The sequence below is a fragment of the Mucilaginibacter sp. SG564 genome (assembly GCF_013149275.1).
GTDB lineage: Bacteria > Bacteroidota > Bacteroidia > Sphingobacteriales > Sphingobacteriaceae > Mucilaginibacter.
Window position 1 is genome coordinate 36,376 of record NZ_JABGNA010000013.1, and the last position, 22,044, is coordinate 58,419.

Annotated in this window: 18 protein-coding genes; 11 read left to right on the forward strand and 7 right to left on the reverse strand. The window is 43.7% G+C overall.

What is annotated here, in order from left to right; translation table 11 throughout:
• Positions 1–8 precede the first annotated feature (8 nt).
• Complete coding sequence (locus FHW89_RS24120) at positions 9–302, reverse strand: HU family DNA-binding protein (RefSeq protein WP_090470293.1); 294 nt, start codon at positions 300–302, stop codon at positions 9–11.
• Between the two features lie 344 nt (positions 303–646).
• Here FHW89_RS24120 and mutY point away from each other — a divergent pair, with 344 nt between their 5' ends.
• Complete coding sequence (gene mutY / locus FHW89_RS24125) at positions 647–1,696, forward strand: A/G-specific adenine glycosylase (protein ID WP_172337621.1); 1,050 nt, start codon at positions 647–649, stop codon at positions 1,694–1,696.
• A gap of 24 nt (positions 1,697–1,720) precedes the next feature.
• Positions 1,721–2,134 carry a single-stranded DNA-binding protein gene (locus FHW89_RS24130; RefSeq protein ID WP_253952311.1) on the forward strand — a complete coding sequence of 138 codons (414 nt, stop codon included), beginning with the start codon at positions 1,721–1,723 and terminating at the stop codon, positions 2,132–2,134.
• Between the two features lie 64 nt (positions 2,135–2,198).
• On the opposite strand, the gene FHW89_RS24135 is transcribed toward FHW89_RS24130, so the two are convergent.
• On the reverse strand, positions 2,199–4,385 hold the full coding sequence (locus tag FHW89_RS24135) for a S9 family peptidase (protein ID WP_172337622.1): 2,187 nt from the start codon (positions 4,383–4,385) through the stop codon (positions 2,199–2,201).
• A gap of 108 nt (positions 4,386–4,493) precedes the next feature.
• On the opposite strand from FHW89_RS24135, the gene FHW89_RS24140 reads away from it, so the two are divergent.
• Positions 4,494–6,023 carry a serine hydrolase gene (locus FHW89_RS24140; protein WP_172337623.1) on the forward strand — a complete coding sequence of 510 codons (1,530 nt, stop codon included), beginning with the start codon at positions 4,494–4,496 and terminating at the stop codon, positions 6,021–6,023.
• A gap of 439 nt (positions 6,024–6,462) precedes the next feature.
• Here FHW89_RS24140 and FHW89_RS24145 read toward each other — a convergent pair whose 3' ends face one another.
• Positions 6,463–6,744 carry a hypothetical protein gene (locus tag FHW89_RS24145; protein ID WP_172337624.1) on the reverse strand — a complete coding sequence of 94 codons (282 nt, stop codon included), beginning with the start codon at positions 6,742–6,744 and terminating at the stop codon, positions 6,463–6,465.
• Between the two features lie 195 nt (positions 6,745–6,939).
• Between FHW89_RS24145 and FHW89_RS24150 the strand changes: the two genes are divergently transcribed.
• The 7 genes from FHW89_RS24150 to FHW89_RS24180 all read left to right on the forward strand — a co-directional run bounded on the left by FHW89_RS24150 (position 6,940) and on the right by FHW89_RS24180 (position 14,601).
• Positions 6,940–8,808, forward strand: a complete 1,869-nt coding sequence (locus FHW89_RS24150; RefSeq protein ID WP_172337625.1) for a M61 family metallopeptidase — start codon at positions 6,940–6,942, stop codon at positions 8,806–8,808.
• Between the two features lie 159 nt (positions 8,809–8,967).
• Entirely contained in the window at positions 8,968–10,263 is a 1,296-nt protein-coding gene (locus FHW89_RS24155; RefSeq protein ID WP_172337626.1) for a M20/M25/M40 family metallo-hydrolase, read from the forward strand.
• Positions 10,264–10,332: 69 nt separating this feature from the next.
• Positions 10,333–10,908 (forward strand): AAA family ATPase, encoded by a 576-nt coding sequence (locus tag FHW89_RS24160; RefSeq protein ID WP_253952312.1) that lies wholly within the window; start codon positions 10,333–10,335, stop codon positions 10,906–10,908.
• Positions 10,909–11,183: 275 nt separating this feature from the next.
• A complete protein-coding gene (locus FHW89_RS24165) occupies positions 11,184–11,744 on the forward strand; it encodes an RNA polymerase sigma factor (RefSeq protein ID WP_172337627.1) in 561 nt (186 codons plus the stop codon).
• Positions 11,741–12,307, forward strand: coding sequence for a hypothetical protein (locus tag FHW89_RS24170; protein ID WP_172337628.1), 567 nt, complete (start codon positions 11,741–11,743; stop codon positions 12,305–12,307). Before FHW89_RS24165 ends, FHW89_RS24170 begins: the two co-directional genes overlap by 4 nt.
• Complete coding sequence (locus FHW89_RS24175) at positions 12,288–13,667, forward strand: hypothetical protein (protein ID WP_172337629.1); 1,380 nt, start codon at positions 12,288–12,290, stop codon at positions 13,665–13,667. The genes FHW89_RS24170 and FHW89_RS24175 overlap by 20 nt, the downstream gene beginning before the upstream one ends.
• A 169-nt stretch (positions 13,668–13,836) precedes the next feature.
• The gene (locus tag FHW89_RS24180) at positions 13,837–14,601 is read left to right on the forward strand and encodes a TerC family protein (RefSeq protein ID WP_172337630.1); all 765 of its coding nucleotides are present in this window, start codon (positions 13,837–13,839) and stop codon (positions 14,599–14,601) included.
• 246 nt (positions 14,602–14,847) lie between these two features.
• On the opposite strand, the gene FHW89_RS24185 is transcribed toward FHW89_RS24180, so the two are convergent.
• Positions 14,848–16,035 carry a class I SAM-dependent rRNA methyltransferase gene (locus FHW89_RS24185; protein ID WP_172337631.1) on the reverse strand — a complete coding sequence of 396 codons (1,188 nt, stop codon included), beginning with the start codon at positions 16,033–16,035 and terminating at the stop codon, positions 14,848–14,850.
• Positions 16,036–16,242: 207 nt separating this feature from the next.
• Between FHW89_RS24185 and FHW89_RS24190 the strand changes: the two genes are divergently transcribed.
• Positions 16,243–17,094 (forward strand): DUF2911 domain-containing protein, encoded by an 852-nt coding sequence (locus tag FHW89_RS24190; protein ID WP_172337632.1) that lies wholly within the window; start codon positions 16,243–16,245, stop codon positions 17,092–17,094.
• Between the two features lie 16 nt (positions 17,095–17,110).
• Here the strand turns inward: FHW89_RS24190 and FHW89_RS24195 are convergent, their stop codons facing one another.
• The 3 genes from FHW89_RS24195 to FHW89_RS24205 all read right to left on the reverse strand — a co-directional run bounded on the left by FHW89_RS24195 (position 17,111) and on the right by FHW89_RS24205 (position 21,947).
• Positions 17,111–18,823: a sodium:solute symporter gene (locus FHW89_RS24195; protein ID WP_172337633.1), complete on the reverse strand. Its 1,713-nt coding sequence runs from the start codon at positions 18,821–18,823 to the stop codon at positions 17,111–17,113.
• A 108-nt stretch (positions 18,824–18,931) separates the two neighbouring features.
• Entirely contained in the window at positions 18,932–19,123 is a 192-nt protein-coding gene (locus FHW89_RS24200; RefSeq protein WP_172337634.1) for a hypothetical protein, read from the reverse strand.
• A 355-nt stretch (positions 19,124–19,478) separates the two neighbouring features.
• Complete coding sequence (locus FHW89_RS24205) at positions 19,479–21,947, reverse strand: PIG-L family deacetylase (RefSeq protein WP_172337635.1); 2,469 nt, start codon at positions 21,945–21,947, stop codon at positions 19,479–19,481.
• Positions 21,948–22,044 lie beyond the last annotated feature (97 nt).

Genomic DNA, 22,044 nt, shown 5'->3' on the forward strand with positions numbered 1-22,044 from the left:
CTTATAAATTATTTGCTGTTTTTGTTACCTGTTTTAACTTTTTCAACAAAAGTTTTAGCTGGTTTAAAGCTTGGCACAAAATGCTCTGGAATAATGATGGCAGTATTTTTTGAAATATTGCGGGCTGTTTTTTTCGCTCTTTTCTTTACAACAAAACTTCCGAATCCTCTTACATAAACGTTCTCGCCGCCAACCATTGAGCTTTTAACTACTTTAAAAAATGCCTCAACTGTTTCCTGCACGTCTACTTTCTCTATACCTGTCTTAGATGAGATTTCAGTTATAATTTCTGCCTTAGTCATATCTGATTTACTTTTATTTAATATATAAACACTTAACTGTTTTGGGGTTGCAAAAGTATCGCTTTATATTTTAAGAGCGAAATATTTAACAGTTTTTTTTTCGTAAGTAATAAAAACGGACAATATCGTTACAAATTGCATGCTAAATCGTTAAGGAGCAAGGATTTTTGGCGCAAGGATAAGAGACTTGAGAACAAGGATTTCGGGACTAAAGAACAGAGACAAAAAATCTAAAAAAATACTTGCTTTTGTTCCAAAAATCTTTGCTCTATCAAAAAAACCTTCCTCCTTACTCCAAAAATCCTTACTCCTTGCTCCCCGCAAAAGTCCTTACTTTTACAGCTATGAATTTTACTGACGAACTGGTACAATGGTATCTTCAAAATAAACGCGACCTGCCCTGGCGCAATACCACCGATGCTTATGTAATATGGCTTTCGGAGATCATACTGCAACAAACGCGGGTAGAACAAGGCTTACCATATTTTTATCGTTTTTTAGAAAGATACCCTACGGTAAGTAGTTTTGCAGCGGCCCAGGAGGATGAAGTATTAAAATTATGGCAGGGCCTGGGCTATTACTCACGTGGCCGCAACATGCTTAAAACAGCCCGGCTGGTGCAGGAACAATTCATAGGTAAATTCCCGCAACGTTATGACGACCTGATCAAGCTAAAAGGAATAGGCGAATACACAGCTGCGGCTATTGCCTCATTCTCGGCAAATGAGGTAAAAGCCGTTGTTGATGGTAATGTTTACCGGGTACTTGCACGTTATTTTGGCATTGATGAGCCCATCAATTCAACCGGTGGTAAAAAAACATTCCAGGAGCTTGCCAATAATTTAATTAATAAGAAAACTCCAGGATTACATAACCAGGCCATGATGGAGTTTGGCGCCATGCTTTGCAAACCCAAAAATCCGGCTTGCGGTATTTGCCCGGTGCGCATGAACTGCTTTGCTTTTAAAAATAATGCTACCACTACGCTCCCGGTTAAATTAAAAACGGTAAAAATTCGCGAACGCTTTTTTAATTACTTTTTGATAACCGATGGCGACTCCGTATTGATGAATAAAAGAGGAGATAAAGATATTTGGGCAAATTTATATGACCTCCCGCTGATAGAAACAGCGTCTTTGCTCCCTATTTACGAACTTGCCGACCATCCCCGGATAAAGGAATTTTTCGGCAACCAAATCAAAATAGCTCCTGATAATGTACAGGTTCACAAACATCTGCTCACCCACCAGCGCCTTTTTATCAGGCTCATCAAAACTGAATCAAAGCCTCTTAAACTCGATCCTAATTGGTTTTATACCCCAACTGAAAACCTGCCAAACCTGGCTCTTCCAAAACCTGTAGTTATATTAATAAAAAATATTTTTAATTTATAAATTAATTTTTCGTTATTTTATGGCATGTCTGGAATAAATAAAGTAATACTTGTAGGTCATTTAGGTAAAGATCCCGAAGTGCGAGTTTTAGAAGGTGGAGTATCCGTTACCAGTTTCCCTTTAGCTACTTCTGAAACCTTTAACAAAGATGGCCGTAAAGTTGAACAAACCGAATGGCATAATATTGTAATGTGGCGTGGTTTGGCCGATATGGCCGCCAAATTCCTGCAAAAAGGCAAGCTGGTTTACATTGAAGGGAAGCTTCGTACCCGCTCATTTGAAGACAAAGAAGGATTCAAAAAATACACAACCGAAGTAGTGGCCGAAAACTTTACCATGCTTGGCCGTAAAAGTGATTTTGATGGCGATATCCGGTCAATTGCCAAACCCGAAGATCAGCTCTATACCGATGGCGAAGCCAACAATCAAGCTTATTGATATAATTAAAAAACGCCCCCTGCACAAGCGTCAGGGGGCGTTTTTTAACCTATTGCAGAAAGACTTATCTGCCGCCCGGCGGGCAATGTTCTTTCAGATATTTGGTAAACAGGGTTCGTAAGTGCAAGCCTGTACCCTCGCCTTCAGAAATACTATGCGTACGATTAGGGTACGACATCAGCTCAAACTGGCGGTTGTATTTTACCAGCTGATTGATCAGCTCTTCGGCGTTTTTATAGTGCACATTATCATCGCCCGTGCCATGGATATACAACAAATTGCCACGCAGATTTTTGGCATAGGTAATTGGCGACCCTTTGATAAATGCCGCGCGGCCTTCATCATCAACCGGCACGCCCATGTAACGCTCCTGGTAGATATTATCATAAGTAAGCTGATCGCCAACGGCGGCTACTGCTATGCCCGTTTTGTAAATATCCGGATACTGGAACATCAAATTAAGGGTTGATGAACCACCACCGCTCCAGCCATGAACAGCTATGCGGGTTGAATCGACAAAGGGCCATTTCAAGATCTCTTTTGCCGCCATGGCCTGGTCGCGAATATTGATGATCCCTATGTTTTTATAGATCGCTTTACGCCAGGCTGTGCCTTTTGGCGCTGGCGCGCCGCGCCCTTCAACCGACATGTAGATGTAGCCATCGTCGGCCATACTACCCACATAAAGCCTGTTATTGCCTGCCCCCCAGGTATCGGTAACGGTTTGTGATGCCGGTTCGCCGTAAACCATAAATACTACCGGATATTTTTTATGCGGATCAAAACTGGAGGGCTTTTTCATCCAGCCATCCATTTCAATGCCGTCAACGGTTTTAACCTTGAAAAATTCAGTCTTATTTTTAGCGTTTTTGTCCAGAATTATAGAATTGCCCCCAATATGCTTGTGCTCTGGCAGGCTCACTACCTCGCTTGCCGGAGGTGTGTAACTGTTGGAGAAATTATGCAGTGCCACTTTACCATTTGGCGATATATCATAACCATGTGTACCAGGCTCATCGGCTGGCGAAACACGCTCTGGTTTTGCAACGCCGGCAATTTTTATACGATACAAATACTTCTGGGTAGCATTATCAGGCGATGCCATAAAATAGATATACCCAGATGTCTCATCAATTAAATTGATGCTGATCACATCATAATCGCCTTTGGTTACTAGCGTTTCTTTACCCTCACGAGTTACACGGTAAATATGTTTCCAGCCGTCTTTTTCGCTCACCCATAAAAACTCTTTGCCTTTATTTATCCATTCCCAACCTGCGGGGTCGCCACCATTCCAGCGCTCTTTACCATCAATCCAGGCATTGCTCTTTTCTTCACAGATCAACCGGGCAGTACCATTGGATACATTGCCGATAAACACCCTGCTTTCTGTTTGCGCCCTGTTCAACTGCTCCAGGATGATTTCATTGGAATTCAATGTCCATTCCATTCGGGGAATGTAATGCTGTATCGCGTCACCAGGTGTATTTATCCAATTGGTTTTACCTGTAGTAATATCTACAACACCTACTTTGCAAGAGCTTGGATCCTGCCCGGCAACCGGGTATTCAACAGGCACCACATAGGGGTAGATGGAGTCGGTAGTATTCAGCATCAGGTAGCTTTTTATTTTGGTAGCATCTATCTGCCAATAGGCTATCGATTTGCTATCGGGCGACCACCGGAAACCATCCCGGCATCCAAATTCTTCCTCATAAGCCCAGTCGAACGTTCCATTGATCAGCCTGGTGCTGCCATCGGTAGTTAACTGTTTAACTGAGGCATCAGCCAAATCCTCCACGTAAATATTATGCCCACTTACATAGGCCGCCTTAAGTCCATCAGGCGAAAATTTGGCAAACATCAATGATGCTTCCGGCAGGTTTTTACCCAACTGCCACAGCTTTTTGGTATTGGTATCATACATCCAGTAATCGCCCCGGGTATCATAGCGCCACACTTTTTTGGTATTGGTATTGATCAGCAATTTTTGACCATCGGCCGATACCGAGAACCTTTTTACGCTCAACGGCGCCTGGCCCTGCGGGGTAAGTTCGGCCTTGCTTATCCACAAAGTTTTTTTACTGGTATCGCGGGTATCCAGTATCCTGATACCATCACCGGTGATTTTGTAATACTGGTAGCCATCCTTTGTCCAATGGGTTGGCAACCGTTGCGCGTTTGCCGTATATATGCCCAAAATGAAGCACACTACGGTAAGGAATGATGATCCCGAACGGAAAAATTTCATATACTTAGTGTTTTATTGAAGATTGCGGCGTTAATTTACAATTAAGTAAAGCCGCTGTAAATTTTGCATTAAATTAGCACAAATCAAGCACGTAAATTATCCAGTGTAATGAAAAAATTATTGCTATCTTTTATTATTTGTACCACCTTTTATACCAACATACAGGCCCAGCACGCCGACCGTTCCAAATTTATCAGGGACAGTTTAGATCTGTACATCAGCCGGGCCTTAACCAATTGGCGAGTGCCCGGCATTGCCGTTTGTATTGTAAAGGATAATAAAATAGTACTGGTAAAAGGTTATGGCATCAAAGAGTTAGGGCTGCCTAATACTGTGGATATTAATACCCTGTTCATGATTGGCAGCAACACCAAAGCTTTTACCGCTACCGCCTTGGCTATGCTGCAGGCCAACAACAAACTATCGCTTGATGATAAAGTAACCAAATACATCCCCGAGTTTAAACTGGAAAATAAGTTCGCCGGACAGGAGGCTACGGTACGAGATCTGCTATGCCACCGCCTTGGCTTCCAGACCTTCCAGGGCGATTTTACTTTTTATAACACTAACCTTACCCGTGCACAGGTGATCGAAAAACTGGGCGAGCTGAAAGCTACCTATCCTTTTCGTACCAAATGGGGCTATACCAATGCCGCCTTTTTAACCGCCGGTGAGATCATCCCCCGGGTAACAAACAAGCCCTGGGAGGTATACCTCAAAGACGCCATTTTTGCGCCGTTGGGCATGACCAACACACTGGCACTAAGCAAGGACCTGCCCAAATCTCTTAATCGTACTGTAGCGCACACCCTTACCGACGGCAGGCTTGCCCCCATACCCTATTGCCAGTTAGACGGGCTTGCGCCAGCCGGATCTATCAGCTCATCGGCCAGCGACATGGGCAAATGGGTACTGGCTTTGCTCAACAACGGCAAGGTAGGTAACCGCCAGGTTATACCGCAGGCAGCCATTGCAGCCACCCGCGAACCTCAGGATATTGTAGGCAGCCAATACCACCTAACTGGCGAAAACAATTTTGAACTATATGGCCTGGGCTGGTTTATACAGGATTATTCAAATCACCGACTGGTTATGCATGATGGCGGTGTAAGTGGCTATCTGTCATCAGTTACCCTTTCGCCGCAGGATAACCTGGGCATTGTGATACTCACCAATACCGATCAAAACCAGCTTTATGAAGCCCTGCGCTGGGAAATTCTGGATGTTTTTTTTGGCAGGCCCTATCGCGATTACAGCGAGGCCTATCTGAAAAACTTCAAAAACCATACAGCAACCGAACAACAAACCGAACGTAAACTGCGTGATACTGTGGCACTTCTCTTAAAGCCCGCGCTACCTCCGGCTTCCTACCTGGGCAAATACACCAACAGTTTTTATGGTAGCATGACTGTAACCCAGGGCGAAAACAGCGATCTGGAAATACGCTTTGAACATCACCCTACCATGTTTGCCAAATTGCAGCCGTTGGGGGGCAACCGCTTTTTTGTAACTTTTTCTGACCCGGTAATGGGTAAGGCTGTTTTTCCGTTTAATGTACAAAATGGCCGGGTTACAGGTGTAAAGGTTAAGGTAGCCGATTTTGTAGAACGTGGAGCCTACGAGTTTAAAAAGGAGTAGTGAGTGATACCCAACGCCAAACACCCTCGAAAAACTTTTTAAACCTTAAATTTTAACAATTTTTAGTCGAAAACAGGGGTAAAAACCCTTGCTTTTTGGTCGTTTTAACTAAACTTTAACGCCATTTTAACACTTTTTAACAAATTTTTGAGGGGCTTTGAAAGCTTTAAAAAGTATCTAATAACAACATACCAAACGGTCGGTTTTTTGGGCATTTATTCCTTTAACCACAACGGCCCGGTCCTCCTTTTTACAGAGAACCGGGCCGTTGTGATATATACAAATATACGAATTTAAGTCGGGAGTTTTAAGTTCCGAGGTATCAGATTAAGGCTTCAACCATGCATCTAACAAATACCGATCAGACATAGAATCCCCACTCCCATATATGGGATAAATTTGAATTCTCGAATAAGCTGGTAAACGTTTTATATGATGTTTAAAACTTCAAATTGGCTTTAAGCCATTGCTGCACATCTTCTTGCAGAATGATATTGGGAGGTAACTGATCATGAATCAGTTTTTCCATTTTGTTACCGGTATTGGCAAAGCGGTAATCCCAAAGTATCATTAATTTATTAATCAGGTAAACTACTTCATTGCCCTCATCCTTTGTAAACGGCGTAGCGTCAGGTTTACCGTTCACGCGCGGATCGTTTTGGTTATATACGCTCCATTTGTAATCGGTATAATGTAAATTTCTTCTTGAAAAAAGGATCATGAGCTCAGTATTTGTTTAAATATACGCATAATAGTTCAGATGGGATTTAAATTAACATGGAATGGGCTCTGCTGGTCGTCCATAAGAGCTCAAACGAATGAGTTGCTCTCACTTTGTCCCTCCCATCAATCAACAAATTGATGCTCCATTTTTCTCCGATTAATTTGTATTTTCAGCCCTGTAATACTGATCTTCATGAAAAAAATATTTCTAATTACCGTTGCCGCTTTATTGAGCACTGCAGCTATGGCGCAGGATAAACAAAAGCCAATCTATTATTCTATATCTTTTCCTAATGCCGCTCATCATGAGGCAGAAATTGTGATGACCGTGCCCCAGGCCCCCCAAAGTTTACGTTTCCGCATGAGCCGCTCATCGGCAGGGCGTTATGCTACTCACGAGTTTGGTAAAAACATCTATAATGTTAAAGTAACCGCTATTGATGGTACCGATATCCCTTTTACGCAAATAGAGGGCGACCTGTATGAAGTTGGTTCACACCCGGAGAATATCAAAATAAGCTATACCCTGTTTGGCAACTGGACCGACGGTACTTACGCCAGCATTGATCCCAGCCACGCCCACTTGAATATGCCCGCTGCTTTTGCCTGGGTAATTGGCCAGGAAAAAAGACCAGTAAAATTTGAATTTAACGATCTGGATAAATATGGCTGGAAAGTATCCACACAATTAAAATCTGAAGGAGCCAATGTATACAGCGCTCCCAATATGCAATACATGATGGATAGCCCTACCGAACTGGCCAACTCCAAGGTAACCAGCTGGGACGTGGTGAATACCGATGGTAAAAAGCAAAAAATAAATGTAAGCATCCACTCCGATGACGACCAGGCAACGGTTGATAACTTTGGTAAAATGGTACAAAAGCTGGTACTGGAAGAAAAAGCTGTTTTTGGCGAACTACCTGCTTATGATTATGGCGAGTATACCTTTATAACCGACGTGTACCCAACAGACTCTGGTGATGGTATGGAGCACCGCAACTCTACCTGCATTGTTGATCCGCTGGAGAAGGTTGCCGGTAACGAGAACGATCTGCTGGATATTTTTTCGCATGAATATTTTCACAGCTGGAACGTAAAACGCATCCGTCCAAAATCATTGGAGCCGTTTAATTTTGAGCATGCCAATATGAGCAGCGAGCTTTGGTTTGCCGAAGGTTTTACCCAATATTATGGCGACCTGCTGCTTACCCGCGCCGGTTTTACTTCGCTCGATGACTATACCCGTACATTAGCGGGCCTGGTTAACCAGATCCTGAACACCCCGGGGGCCGCTAAATATCCGGCAACGCAAATGAGCCGCTACTCGGTATTTGCAGATAACGGCGTATCTATCGACCCGAATAATAACGTTAACGACTTTACCAGCTACTATACCTATGGCGGCGCCATAGCACTGGCATTGGATATGCGCCTTCGGGGCGAATTTAAGCTGACGCTTGATGATTATATGCGCCAGGTTTGGTTAAGCCGCGGCAAGGTGATGAAACCTTACACTATACCTGATTTGCAAGCCGATCTGGCCAAGGTGACCAACAACCCCAAGTTTGCCGCCGACTTTTTTAAGCGCTACATTTATGGTATTGATAAAAATAATTACGAAGAGCTGCTGAACAAAGCCGGATTGGTACTGCGCAAAATACAGCCGGGCAAGGCCTGGGCTGGCTCACTGGCAACCAATGCGGGTCGCGGCCGTTCGGGTCAGCAGCGTGCTGTCGGCACCGAGGGTTTAGCAATCCTATCGAGCACCACTATAGGCACCCCCATTTATAAGGCGGGTTTAGATGCCGGCGATATTATCCTGAAAGCCGATGGTCAAACCATTACCGATCCAAAATCATTTGCCGATGTACTGGCGGGCAAAAAACCAGGCGATAAAATAACCGTAAACTATAAAAACCGCACCGGAGCCCATGAAACTACCATCGCGCTGGAAGAAAGCCCATACTTTGAAGTGGTTACTTACGAAAAAGCAGGAAAACAACTGAGCAAAGAGCAGGGAGAATTCCGTAACAATTGGTTACAATCAAAAGTCAAATAAAATTTACAAACTCAAATGAACACCCTGCCTGTCATTTCGACCGGAGGGAGAAATCTTATACGTTCAGCATATCGCTTGTAAAAGATTTTTCGCTGCGCTCAAGAGGTAGTTTCTCCTCGTACCTCGTTCGAAATGACAAGTGAAGAAAAACTAATACTCATGAAAAAACTCACCGTAATAACCGCTCTTTTAGCTGTATCAACCTACAGCTTTGGGCAAGATGTTAACAAGCTCATCAATCAGGATGATGTAACCCGCATTATTAAAACCCTGAGTGCCGATGATATGCAGGGCCGGGCAACCTTTACGCCGGGTATTGAAAAAGCCGCCAAATTTATTGAAAGCGAATATACCAAAGCAGGTCTAAAACCATTGGCCGGCAATACGGGCTACCGCCAAAATTTTACCATGATACGCTCAACCCCTGTAAAAATAACCGCAGCTATTAATGGTAAAGCCATTATAGCCGATAGTGTTTTTGCATCGGGTGCAGAATCATTTACCTGGGCCAGCGACAAGGAGGTGCAGATAGTGAATGTAACGGCCGACAAAAATTTCAGGCAGGAATACATGAGCGCCGAAAAAAGCGGCAAAAAAACCTTAATGATCGTTGATCCAAAATTCCTGAGCCTGTTTAAACGCATCCGTGATTATACATTGAGGAGCAATGTGAGCTTTAAAGGTAAAACGGCGTCGTCCATCGCGTTTGTATTGGGCAAATTTGATAACATCAGTTCCTTTGATATCAGCTACGAAAGTAAAAGCGAAGAACTGCCTTTGTTTAACGTCGCCGGCATTATCCCTGGTAAAACCAAACCCAATGAGTTTGTTGTTTTTTCGGGACATTATGACCATCTGGGGATTATCAAAGCCATGGAAGGCGACAGTATAGCCAATGGTGCCGATGATGATGCTTCGGGTACCACAGCGGTGATATCCTTAGCCAAATACTACAAAAAGCTAAATAATAATGCCCGCACCCTTATCTTTGTAGCCTTTACCGCCGAAGAAATAGGCGAATACGGCTCACAATATTTTGCCACCCAGGTTGATCCGGATAAAGTGGTAGCCATGTTCAATATCGAGATGATTGGCAAGGCTTCTAAATTTGGCGAAAACTCAGCCTTTATTACCGGCTTTGATCGTTCCAACTTTGGCACCATATTGCAAAACAACCTGAAGGGAACCAAATTTGAGTTCCATCCCGACCCCTATCCGGATCAGGACCTGTTTTACCGCAGCGATAACGCCTCACTGGCCGAAAAGGGTGTACCGGCACATACCATCTCAACCGACCAGATAGATATTGACAAACTGTACCATACCGTAAAAGATGAGTTTAGCTCGCTGGATGTAAACAATATCACCTCAACCATCAGGGCCATAGCGTTAAGCTCCCGCACCATCGTTTCGGGACAAGACACACCTACCAGGGTACCGAAACTGGAAAGGTAAAAATTATCTGAACCTTGATTTATAGGATTAAAAGATTTTCATGATTTGTGTTAAAGTGTTTCATTAATCATGAAAATCATTAAATCAAGTGTATCAAGGTTCAGAAATACAAGCTTCCTCATGAAACACATCCCCAAAATAGCAGTTGTCGGGCCCGAATCAACGGGAAAATCAACCATGTCTGATTACCTGGCGGCTCATTACCGTACCATCGCCGTACCCGAATTTTCCAGGGAGTATTGCGCAGCGCTTACTGGCCCCTGTACCTGGCAGGATGAGATCAATATGTTTCAGGGACAACTGGCGCTCGAAGCTAGCTTACTGCCCAAAGCCAACGGGCTCCTGATATGCGATACCACCTTTTTAACCGTAAAAATATGGAGCGAGCACATGTTTGGCCAGGCACCGCAGGAAGTACTGGACGAATTACCCAAACACCCCTATGATTTTTATTTACTGTTAGATATCGACCTGCCCTGGCAGGATGACCCCCTGCGCAATTTCCCCGAACTGCGCGAACATTTTATGCAGGTATGGCATAAAGAACTCACCGCCCTGCAGGCAAACTATGTAGTGATATCCGGCACGGGCCAGGATCGCTATGAAAATGCGGTGAAGGCTGTTGATGCCTTTCTTGACCGTTGATTTATATTGATTTCATTGATTGCGCTGATTTTTTCTGAACCATGATTAACTCCGTTGAGGGCTACGCCGTTTTTCGGATTAAAAGATTTCCATGATTTTGTAATATCCTCTTGATATCCTAAAATCCCTAAATCAAGCGTATCAAGGTTCAGAAAAAATCAACGATCCAAAACGCTTATCTAAACAAAAAATTATTGCTTATATAAATTATTTTTCATGATGATGCAACGTTGCTAAAAATGATGCGTCATTTAATCTGAAACCTGATCAGAAATTTGGAAGCCATATATGTAGATAAGCATTATAACCTGGTGGTTGAATGCAAACAGGGAAGCAAAAAGGCCAGTTACGAGTTGTACCGGTTGTATTCTAAAGCGATGTTGAACGTCGCCTTTAGGATCGTGGGCAATATTGCCGAAGCTGAAGATGTTTTGCAGGAGGCTTTTCTGGATGCTTTTAACAAACTGAAAGATTTTAGGCAGGATACCACTTTTGGTTTATGGCTGAAGCAAATAGTGGTGAACCGATCCATCAACCTGTTGCGCAAGCGCAGGCTGGAGCTGATTGAACTGGAAGGCGACCACCTGGAAAATATACCAGATGAAGAACCGGAAGATGATGAAGAAATACAGTACCAGGTGGCCTGGGTAAAAGAAGGCATGAAACAATTGCCCGATGGATACCGGGTGGTACTGTCGCTTTACCTGCTGGAAGGTTATGATCATGAAGAAATAGGACAAATATTGAATATATCAGAAAACACCTCAAGAACACAGTTTTTGAGAGCTAAAAGAAAGTTAATGGAAATTTTAAAAAGGAAAGGACCCGAATTATGAGCAAGCGATTTGAAGATTTCATTAAAAACAACAGGGAAGAGTTTGACGAGATCGAACCATCGGTTGATCTGTGGAGCAAAATTGAGCAAAGCCTTAACATGCCGGAGGAGTTGCCAAAAAAGCCGGAAACAAAAACTTTTTCGCTTGCTTTCGTTCTTCGCGTGGCCGCATCAGTGATCATTGTTATGGGCATAGGCTTCGGAATATACCTCCAAAGTCAAAAAAGCGCAAAAACCGTGGACCTGGCCGCCATAAACCCTGAGTATGCCAAACAGCAAATGCACTATGCATCGCTTGTTGAAACTAAGCTCACCGAGCTAAAATCGGTTTCCAAAGCCGATCCGCAGCTGTATAAAGAGTTTAGCGCCGAAATAGCCAAAATGGATTCTACTTATAAAAGGCTTAATGCCGATTTAGCCACCAGCCCCAACCAGGAGCGTGTTTTACGTGCCATGATCCGGAACTTGCAGGTACAAACAGAGGTGCTTAATCAGCAATTGAGTGTGATAGAACAGTTCAATCAAATGAAAAAAGAGCAAAAAGATGAAATCAAGAATATTTAAACGGTCGATCCTTACACTAATGGCCCTGTTAGCCATTAATACGATCAGTTTTGCGCAGGAAACCCCTGCACCCGTTCCGGCTCCGGCTCCAGTGCTTCCGCCTATGCCTCCGGTTTCCCCTTTAAACAAGCTTACACCTCCGGACAGCAAAGATTTTCAGCTAAAAATGAAGGATCTGCATGTTAAGTTAAAGGATCTGCAAATACGCATGGGCAAACTTAACCTGCAACACCAGCAGCAAATGAACCTGAAATTCAAGAATTTTAGTAAGCAGTTTAAACAGCTGGATAAAAATTTTACCTATAAGCTGAATGACAGCATCATGAACTTTGCCTATGATTTCAGCAATATAGCGCCGCAGGTAGCTTTAGGCTTTAAAGATTTTGATACCAATTTTAGCTACAGCACCGATACTGATAAACAGCATGATGATGGTGTTGAAAAGGTAAAAAACTACAGTAAAAGTTATTCGATAGATGGTAACGACGTGATCAACCTGGATAACCGCTTTGGCCGGATTACGGTGAACACCTGGAACAAAAGCGAGGTTAAGGTTGATGTACAGATAAAAGTGGGCGCCAACGATGATGATCTGGCTCAGAAACTGCTGGATAATGTAACCATCAGAGATAGCAAAGATGGCAATGGTGTTTATTTTAAAACCAGTATCAACAGCGACGACAATGGTGGCTCATGGTCGTTATTTGGTGGCAAACGCAATAATGTGCGCAAAATTGAGGTGAATTATACGGTATATATGCCATCCAGAAACCCATTGAATGTAAGCAATAAATATGGCGCCACCAGCCTGCCCGATCTGGATGGAAAGCTTACCGTTAACAACTCCTATGGCAGCCTGGTGGCTAAAAACCTGAGCAGTCCGGGTAACCAGATCACGGTAAAATATGGCAGCGCTACTATTGGCTCACTTAATGGCAGCGACCTGGATGTTGCTTACGGCAGCCTTAGCCTGGGAGAATGCAATAAACTCAATGCCGACATCAGTTACGGCTCGGCCAAAATTGGCCGTATTACCACTTCGGGTAATATCAACGTAAAGTTTAGCGGCAATTTGAATATTAATGAGGTTGATAAAAACATCAAAAGCCTATCGGTAAACTCCTCTTACTCCAGTGTAAAACTGGGTATCAGCAATGATCAGAACGCCGACTTTGATGTAACGGTACGCTACGGCAGCTTTAACTATGGCGGCCATGATATCAATATCACCAGCAAAAGCCCATCTGATAACGATAGGGGTTATAACCCAACCAAAAATTACAAAGGCCATCTGGGTAAAGGATCAAACGATAAAAACATAACTATTAACACCAGCTACGGCAGCGTAAGCTTTGATTAAAAGAGTCAAGAATCAAGAAAAACAGCCTCCCTCCTGGCGCTTGATTCCTGACTCTTATTTCTTGATTCTCTTCACAAACACCTTATATTTTAACATTGATAGCAAGCCTCTGCCATTTTCGGCAGGGGTTTTGTTATTTTAGGGGCAACCAAATCCAAATTACCCTGCTATGGAAATATTCGCTCATGCCGAATCCTGGATATCGCTCATTACCCTAACCCTGCTGGAAATTGTACTGGGGATAGACAATGTGATATTCATATCCATTTTATCTGATAAACTCCCTGCAAATCAGCAAGCAAAAGGCCGCAGGCTTGGTCTGGGCATGGCCATGATCACCCGGGTGCTGCTTTTATTATCCATCAGTTGGGTAATGACGCTTACCTCCCCGCTGTTTAACCTTGCGCATTTAATTAATATTACCGATGCCGATTGGGTAGAAAAATTAGCCATATCCGGCCGCGACCTGATCCTCATCATCGGCGGATTATTCCTGATATACAAAAGCACTGCCGAGATACATCATAAAATTGAAGGCGAAGAAGAAAATACTGATAAAGTAAAAAAGCACAGCTTTTGGGGAACCATCGTCCAGATCATGCTGCTGGATATCGTTTTCTCGCTCGACTCAGTGATTACCGCGGTGGGTATGGCCAGCCATGTAGAGATCATGATACTGGCGGTTGTAATAGCCGTAGGCATTATGATGTGGGCATCAAACGGGGTAGCCAGCTTTGTAAATAAGCATCCAACGGTAAAAATGCTGGCGCTGTCGTTCCTGTTATTAATAGGTGTTTCGCTTTTAGCCGAAGCCTTTGAACAGCATATCCCTAAAGGCTATATCTACTTCGCCATGGCCTTCTCGGTACTGGTGGAAATGCTGAACCTGAAAATGAAAGCAAAAGCGGTTAAGAAAGCGGGAAGCAAGAAATAAGAGTCAGGAAGCAAGAGATTGAGCAATTAATAAATACGTCATTGCTGTAAGGAACGAAGCAATCTCCTCGCGTGCTCTTCAACGAAAATTTCCCTTTGTCATGCTGAACGGAGTGAAGCATCTATTTTTAGAGATGCATAGTTCGTTAACAGATCCTTCGCTCCCCTCAGGATGACAAAATAGTTATAATAAGATTCTGACCTTATATTGCGTCTTGATTCCTGACTCTTATCTCTTGATTCTAAATCAAAACACCCTGCACAGCAATCCCTTCAAATATTCGCCTTCGGGGAAGGATGCCCGTACGGGGTGGTCTTCGGGTTGGTGGAATTGGTAAATGAATTGAACCTGCTTGCCTGCATCCAGCGCGGCCCAGGCAATTACTTGTTTAAAGGTTTCCATATCCATGGCGCCCGAGCAGGAATATGTGGCCAGCAGGCCGCCTTCATTCAGTAACAGCATGCCTAAACGGTTCAGATCTTTATAGGCCCTGGATGCCCGTGTAAGCGCGGAGCGGGAAGGCGCGTACTTTGGCGGATCGAGCACGATAACATCAAATTTTTCGCCCTCATCCCTGAATTTGCGCAGCTGCACATTGACATCTGATTTTATGGCCGTGTGTTTACCAGCATCCAATTTATTTAACAGGATATTTTCTTTCAATGTTTCAATAGCCAATGCCGAGCTATCCACACTGGTTACCGATGCAGCTCCGTTTTTTAAGCTATTGAGGGTAAAGCCCCCGGTATAACAAAAACAATCCAGCACTTTTTTACCATTGGCATAGTTGGCTACTATATGGCGGTTATCGCGCTGATCGCAATAAAAGCCAGATTTTTGACCTTCGGTGATATTGATGCCGTAAACAATATTGTTCTCCAATACTTCTACTATCTCTGGTGGCGGGTTACCAAAAAGCACCTTATTTTCGGCTTCGGTCAGACCTTCATGCGCCCGGGAGGAGTTATCGCTTTTATCAGATATGCTTTCGGGGTTCAGCAGCTTTTGCAGTTCATCAATAATTACCGGCATCACCCGTTCCATACCCGAGGTGAGCACCTGTACGGCCAGGTGACCTGCATATTTATCAACAATCAGCCCCGGCAAGTAATCCGCTTCACTGAAAACCAGGCGGCATGTATTGGTTCCATTATTTAACACATGGGCACGGCTTTTAATAGCGGATACCAGTTTACGGCGAAACCAATCGTCGTTAATTTCAACGGCTTCGCCCCATTCCAGCAGGCGCAGCGCCACCCGCGATTGATCGTTATAAAAACCATAGGCCATAAAATCGCCTTTTGCGTTAAGCAGCCGTACCACATCGCCATTGGCAGGTTTACCCTTTACTTTTTCAACAGCTCCCGAAAATACCCAGGGGTGTTTTTGCAAAACAGCTTTCTCTTTACCTTTGTTTAATAACACATCAATCATAACCGCAAAGGTAATAAATTAGTGAATTGTGAGTGGAGAGTAGTAAGTAGTTACTTTTTTCACTGTTTGATATTAGATTGTTACATAAAAACCGCTCTCTACTCTTGTAACTCGCCACTTACCTCATTAAACTTTCATAAAATTTATTACTCCAATACAATATTTACCGAATAAAAACATTTGGTATCTTAGTATCGAAAACATAACATGAGAAAGACTTACTTATTTTTAGCAACCATGCTATTGGCATGTGCAAGCTATAAAAGCTTTGGACAGGCAGTACCCCGCATTCCTGAGGCCAGTTCAACACAAACCATTATCCAGGATTTTGGATTGGGAAAAGTGACTATTACCTACTCACGGCCAAACGTTAAGGACCGTAAAATATTTGGTGGTATAATACCTTATGGTGAAGTTTGGCGCACAGGGGCCAATGCGGCCACAACCATTACCTTTACAGAAAAAGTAATTATTGAAGGGCATAATGTACCAGCCGGCACTTATTCCTTATTCAGCATCCCACAAAGAAACGGATGGACCATCATCCTGAACAAAACCGTTAAGCAATGGGGCGCTTACAGCTATAAACAAGCCGATGACTTTTTACGTTTTGAGATAAAATCCATCCGCGTAAACGAAAAACGGGAAACATTTACCATGGCTTTTGCCAACTCTAATACCCGGTCAACAGATCTGTACCTGGTTTGGGACCATACAGCTGCCTTTATACACATGGAGACCGACGATGACGCCAAGATCATGGCCAATATTGATGAGTTGATGAAAGGCGATCGTAAACCCTATTATTTTAACGCCATCCAATGGTATTATGAAAACAACAAGGATACCGATAAAGCATTAGGCTGGGTAGCCGAGGCCGAAAAGGAAGATCCTAAAGGCCCATGGTTTAAACTATGGGAATCGCGCTTATTATTAAAAAAGGGAGATAAAGCCGGCGCTGTAGCTGCCGCCGAAGCCGGAATTGAGCTTTCAAAAGAAAGCAATGATGATGAATATCTTCGATTAAACCTGGAGGCGCTTAGTCAAGCCAGAAACTAATTCAGCATAAAAAATATTACAGGCCCGGTTCTATCAGACCCGGGCTTTTTTGTGGCAACAATTTATTGATCAGATAAGCTACGATCATTACTAAAAAGCAACCTATGGGGTTAAGCCATAAATAAGCAACTGTTTTACTCAATCCTAAATATAATATGATTACTTCGCTTATAATGGCGCCAATAAAAACCGGGGTTCCGCTTACCCGTTTCATATAAAAAGCTACTACAAACACGCCCAATACGGTTCCATATATATAGGAGCCCAGTTGGTTCACGGCTTCCAGTAAATTGCCAAGTTTACCGGCATATAAGGCCATAATTACGCACACTATACCCCAAAATACGGTTGACATGCGGGATACCAGCAAATAGTTTTTATCAGACGCATCCTTATTGATGGTGCGTTTGTAAATATCGATCACGGTAGTTGAGGCCAGTGAATTAAGCGCGCTTGCTGTTGACCCCATCGAAGCCAAAAATATAATAGCTATCAGTAGGCCCACTAGTCCCTGGGGTAAGTATTGCTTTACAAAGGTCAGAAATACGTAATTGGTATCGTTTTCATCAGCGCCTGCATTATTCTTTTTCATGAGCGCAATGGCGTCCTGCCGTATAATGCGCGATTGCTTATCGGCTATCTTTAAGGCACCTTTAGCGTGATCTATCTGTTCCTCATTTTTGCCGTCAAGCGCTTTTACCAGTTCATTCGCTTTTGCTTTCCGCTGTTCAAAAGCCTGGGTATATTGCCGGTCGAGGTAATTATATTGTGTAGCATAGCTGCTTTGTTTTACCCGCGCTACCTCGTAATTATTAAAAAACATGGGTGGCCGGTTAAACTGATAAAAGGCTAAAACCAATACGCCAATGAGCAGGATGAGGAACTGCATAGGAATTTTGATAAGCCCATTCATAATAAGGCCCAGTCTGCTTTGCCCAATGGAGCTGCCCGTTAAATAACGGCCAACCTGGCTTTGGTCTGTCCCGAAATAGGATAACTGCAAAAAGAAGCCGCCTATCAGGCCGCTCCACACGGTGTAGCGGTTACTCCAGTCAAATTTCCAGTCTATCACATTCATATGGCCAAGCTTGCCCGCCATTTTCAGGGCATGTGTAAAACCCACGCCCGATGGCAGTAAGCGTACCACCAGTATCCCGGCCAAAAACATACCTGCAAATATGATACTCATTTGCAGCAACTGCGTGTATGATACCGCTTTACTGCCGCCATAAACGGTGTAAAATATTACCAATCCACCTATAAACAAGGTGGTATAAACCGTATTGATATTAAGTATGGTTGATAAAATAATGGCTGGCGCATAGATAGCCACACCTGTTGACAGGCTGCGTAATACCAAAAAAAGAAACGAAGTAAGCGCACGGGTCTTGAGATCAAAACGTTGCTCCAGGAACTCATAAGCCGTATAAACTTTTAGGCGGTGGAATATAGGGACAAAGGTTACGCACAGCACAATCATGGCCAGCGGTAAACCAAAGTAAAACTGTACAAAACGCATCCCATCTGAATAAGCCTGGCCGGGAGCCGAAAGAAAAGTGATGGCACTGGCTTGGGTAGCCATAACCGAGAAACCCACATGGTACCAGGGTAACGAGCGGTTACCCATCAAAAATTGATCGATATTTTTATTGCTGCCGCTTTTCCATACGCCATAAGCTACTATGGCCAACAGCGTAAGTCCTAAAACTATCCAATCGGGTAAACTCATTCAAAAGATTTTGTAATGAGCCAAAATACTAAAATTAAAAAAACCAGCCACACGACTACAATGCCGTAAAACTGGTTCCAATTTTTTATAAAAGAGGGCAGATCAGGATCAGGCCTTTTCACCACGGCCTTTAACCAATACAGTTAAAAAGAAACCGGCGGTTAATAAGCCCAAAACACCACCAACGGCTATCCAGGTAAATCCTTTATCAATTATAGCTCCTGTAAAAAGCCCGGAAACTAAGCCAACAAGATAAAATACAAAATCAAGGCTTTTTTCTTCTTCTTTGTGTTGTTCCATATTACTGTTATTATAACGTTTGCAAAAATAGATGATTAATTGATTTTTTCAACATTTTATTTAATGGTGATTTACAATTGTTACGCATAGCTGCTTATTGAAGACTTACGAAGTTTTTGAAACTTCGTAAGTCTTATCTGTCTGCTGTCGCGGGCTTCCAGTCTGTGGTAACTATGGTTTCAGCTTTCAGCTGAAAATATAAGCTGAAAGCTTATAACATGCGCCCCACGAGATACGCTGCGCTAATCTCGCGGGAGCAAAAGAGGTGTCATGCTGAGCCTGTCGAAGCATGGCGGGCAGGCCTCTGCGCCCGAGTCTTCGACAAGCTCAGACTGACAGCCCCCTCTTTTTCTTATTACAACGACTGCCCCTTCGGCTTACTCAATAAATTGATGAACAAGCGATAAGCTCCCGGTACACCGGCAGGTAATTCCCTGAAAAAGGCCAGCGAGGTGTATACAAAACGTCCTTTACCATAATCGCCTACTATTAACGATCCGTTATTGGGCTGCTCGCCTTTATCGTTCATCTGTAAAACGGTTTTATATTGTGAGTCGATATCGCTTACAAAATATAGCCCCCGCTCCTGGATCCAGCCTTTAAAATCGTCCTGGGTAATTTTGTTGGGATAGTTGAGCACCGGGTTTTGTTTGTCTAATATGGTTACTTCGGCATTTTCGTCGGTAACCCTTTCGTTTACCACCCGGAAAGGATATGGACCTATTTGTTTTATTACCAGACCCGCGTTATTATTGTATTGTACCAATAAATTACCCCCGTTTTTAACATAATCCATCAGGCGGCTTTGCTCATAGCGCAGGCGCTCATTCACATTATAAGCGCGTACCCCGGTAATGATGGCATCATATACAGAAAGATCGGCATTCATGATCTCATTTTCCGAAAGCAGGTGTACATCATAGCCTACCTGGCGCAGGGCCTCGGGCATCAGATCGCCGGCTCCTGTAATGTAAGCCAGTTTTTTACCCGCGATTTTCAGGTCGAGGTTTACCAGCCTGGTTTCGGCGGGTGGGAACAGCGTAATAGCCGGCACATGATCATACCGGATGCGGCGCAGAGCCAGCGAAAAAGTTTTCCCGTTTACCGTTACCACAGCCTGTAAATTATTAACGCGGGGTTTATTATCTGTTGGAGCGATGGAAAAAGTCACCGTCCATTCATCGTTTTTATTTTTCCCGGTAAACTCAATTTTTTTGGGGTCGATCTTCCAGCCTTCAATAGGTTTTAAGCTGATGTTACCACTGGCAGCGGTAAAGCTTTTTAATTTGATTTGAACCTGCTGTTCCTGCTGCGAGTTAAAAATATAATCCTGGTTTTCGATATTGGCGGTAACCGGCGGGGTTATTTCCAACGGCTGGTATACTTCGCCTCTCACCGGGTCGACATATTTATATAGCAATCTGCGCTCAAAACGCACCGGCTTACCTTCTATAATAAATTCAAAATCAACTTTGGGCAAATCGGGGTTTTCGGGATTGCCTGCCAGTGTTTCGTCAGCTAAATTATAAGCACCTAAACTGTGAGGTGTTTCCAACCAGTAAGGCTGTGTCAGTTTATCGGCAGTACCGCTTTGCTCAAATGTTTGTTGCTGATTGGCCGGGATCACCTGGCTGTTGAGGTTGGAAACATTGTTTTGAAATGCGATGCTATTGATCTTTACGCGGTTGCTATAACGGTCAACCACCTGGGCGCGTACCTGTATCTGATCGCCAAGAGCATAAGTTGGTTCGGTGGCGTAAGCTTCAAACCACAAGCCAGAGCAGGCGGCAATCAGTTCGCTTAGTTCTTTTGTTTTTTGGGTGCGCCAGTATATATCAGAGATCTTTTCCACCTTGCTCAACAATTGCACCAAAGCGGGAACTGATTTTTCGGGGGCCTCCGGATTAAAATCACGGTTAACAATACCTATACCGGCGCCGATAGCCTCGCCATCCTTCACCCGTTTCCAGGTAGTATTTACGCCATCCATCAGATCGTTCTGCGGGGCATCACCCAAAATGGTCTTGAAATATTCATAAAACTCACCACGCTGCTTAGCTGAGCCAAAACCCTGTGTTTTATGGTTGCTGCGGCTTTCGGCAGCAAGTTCGCCATACCCCTTACCTAAAATGGGGTTATAAACACCTACATTGATCTTAAACTGATCGCTTGCCGTGGTATTTACACTGCCAAAACTAAAAGTGTTCCAAAGCAGGCGTTTGGCTTGCCAGGGCTGTACGTATTTTAATTGTTCGGGATAACGCTTAGGATCGGCGGCGGCGGCGAATGCTTCCTGAGCCAATATAGCCGATGAGGTATGATGACCATGGCCACCTTCGCCGGTGGTTGGAAAACGGCAGATCATCACATCAGGCCTGAATTTGCGGATCACCCAAACCATATCGCCCAGCACCTTATCCTTATCCCATATTTTCAGCGTCTCTTCGGGACCTTTAGAAAAACCAAAATCATTGGCCCGGGTAAAAAACTGTTCGGCGCCATCCACACGGCGGGCGGCCAGCAACTCCTGCGTGCGGATCAATCCCAAAAGTTCACTTTGTTCATTTCCGATCAGATTTTGGCCTCCATCGCCTCTTGTGCAGGAAAGATAACCGGTGCGGTAATGCTTTTCCTGGGCCAGGTAAGCCAGCAAACGGGTGTTTTCATCATCGGGATGTGCGGCTATATACAGCACGCTGCCCAGTGTATTGAGCTTTTTGAAATTTTGCTGTATGGCAGCCAGATCTGCCGGCGGCGAAGTTTGTGCTGATACTATGCTGGTGGAAAGGTATAAAAAGATGGTAATGAGGTTTATCCGCTTCATGCTGGCAAATATATTTGAAAGATGGAAATTTATTATCTTTATATCAATAATATAACATTGCATCAATATGGAATGCATTATATTTCAAAAGGATAAG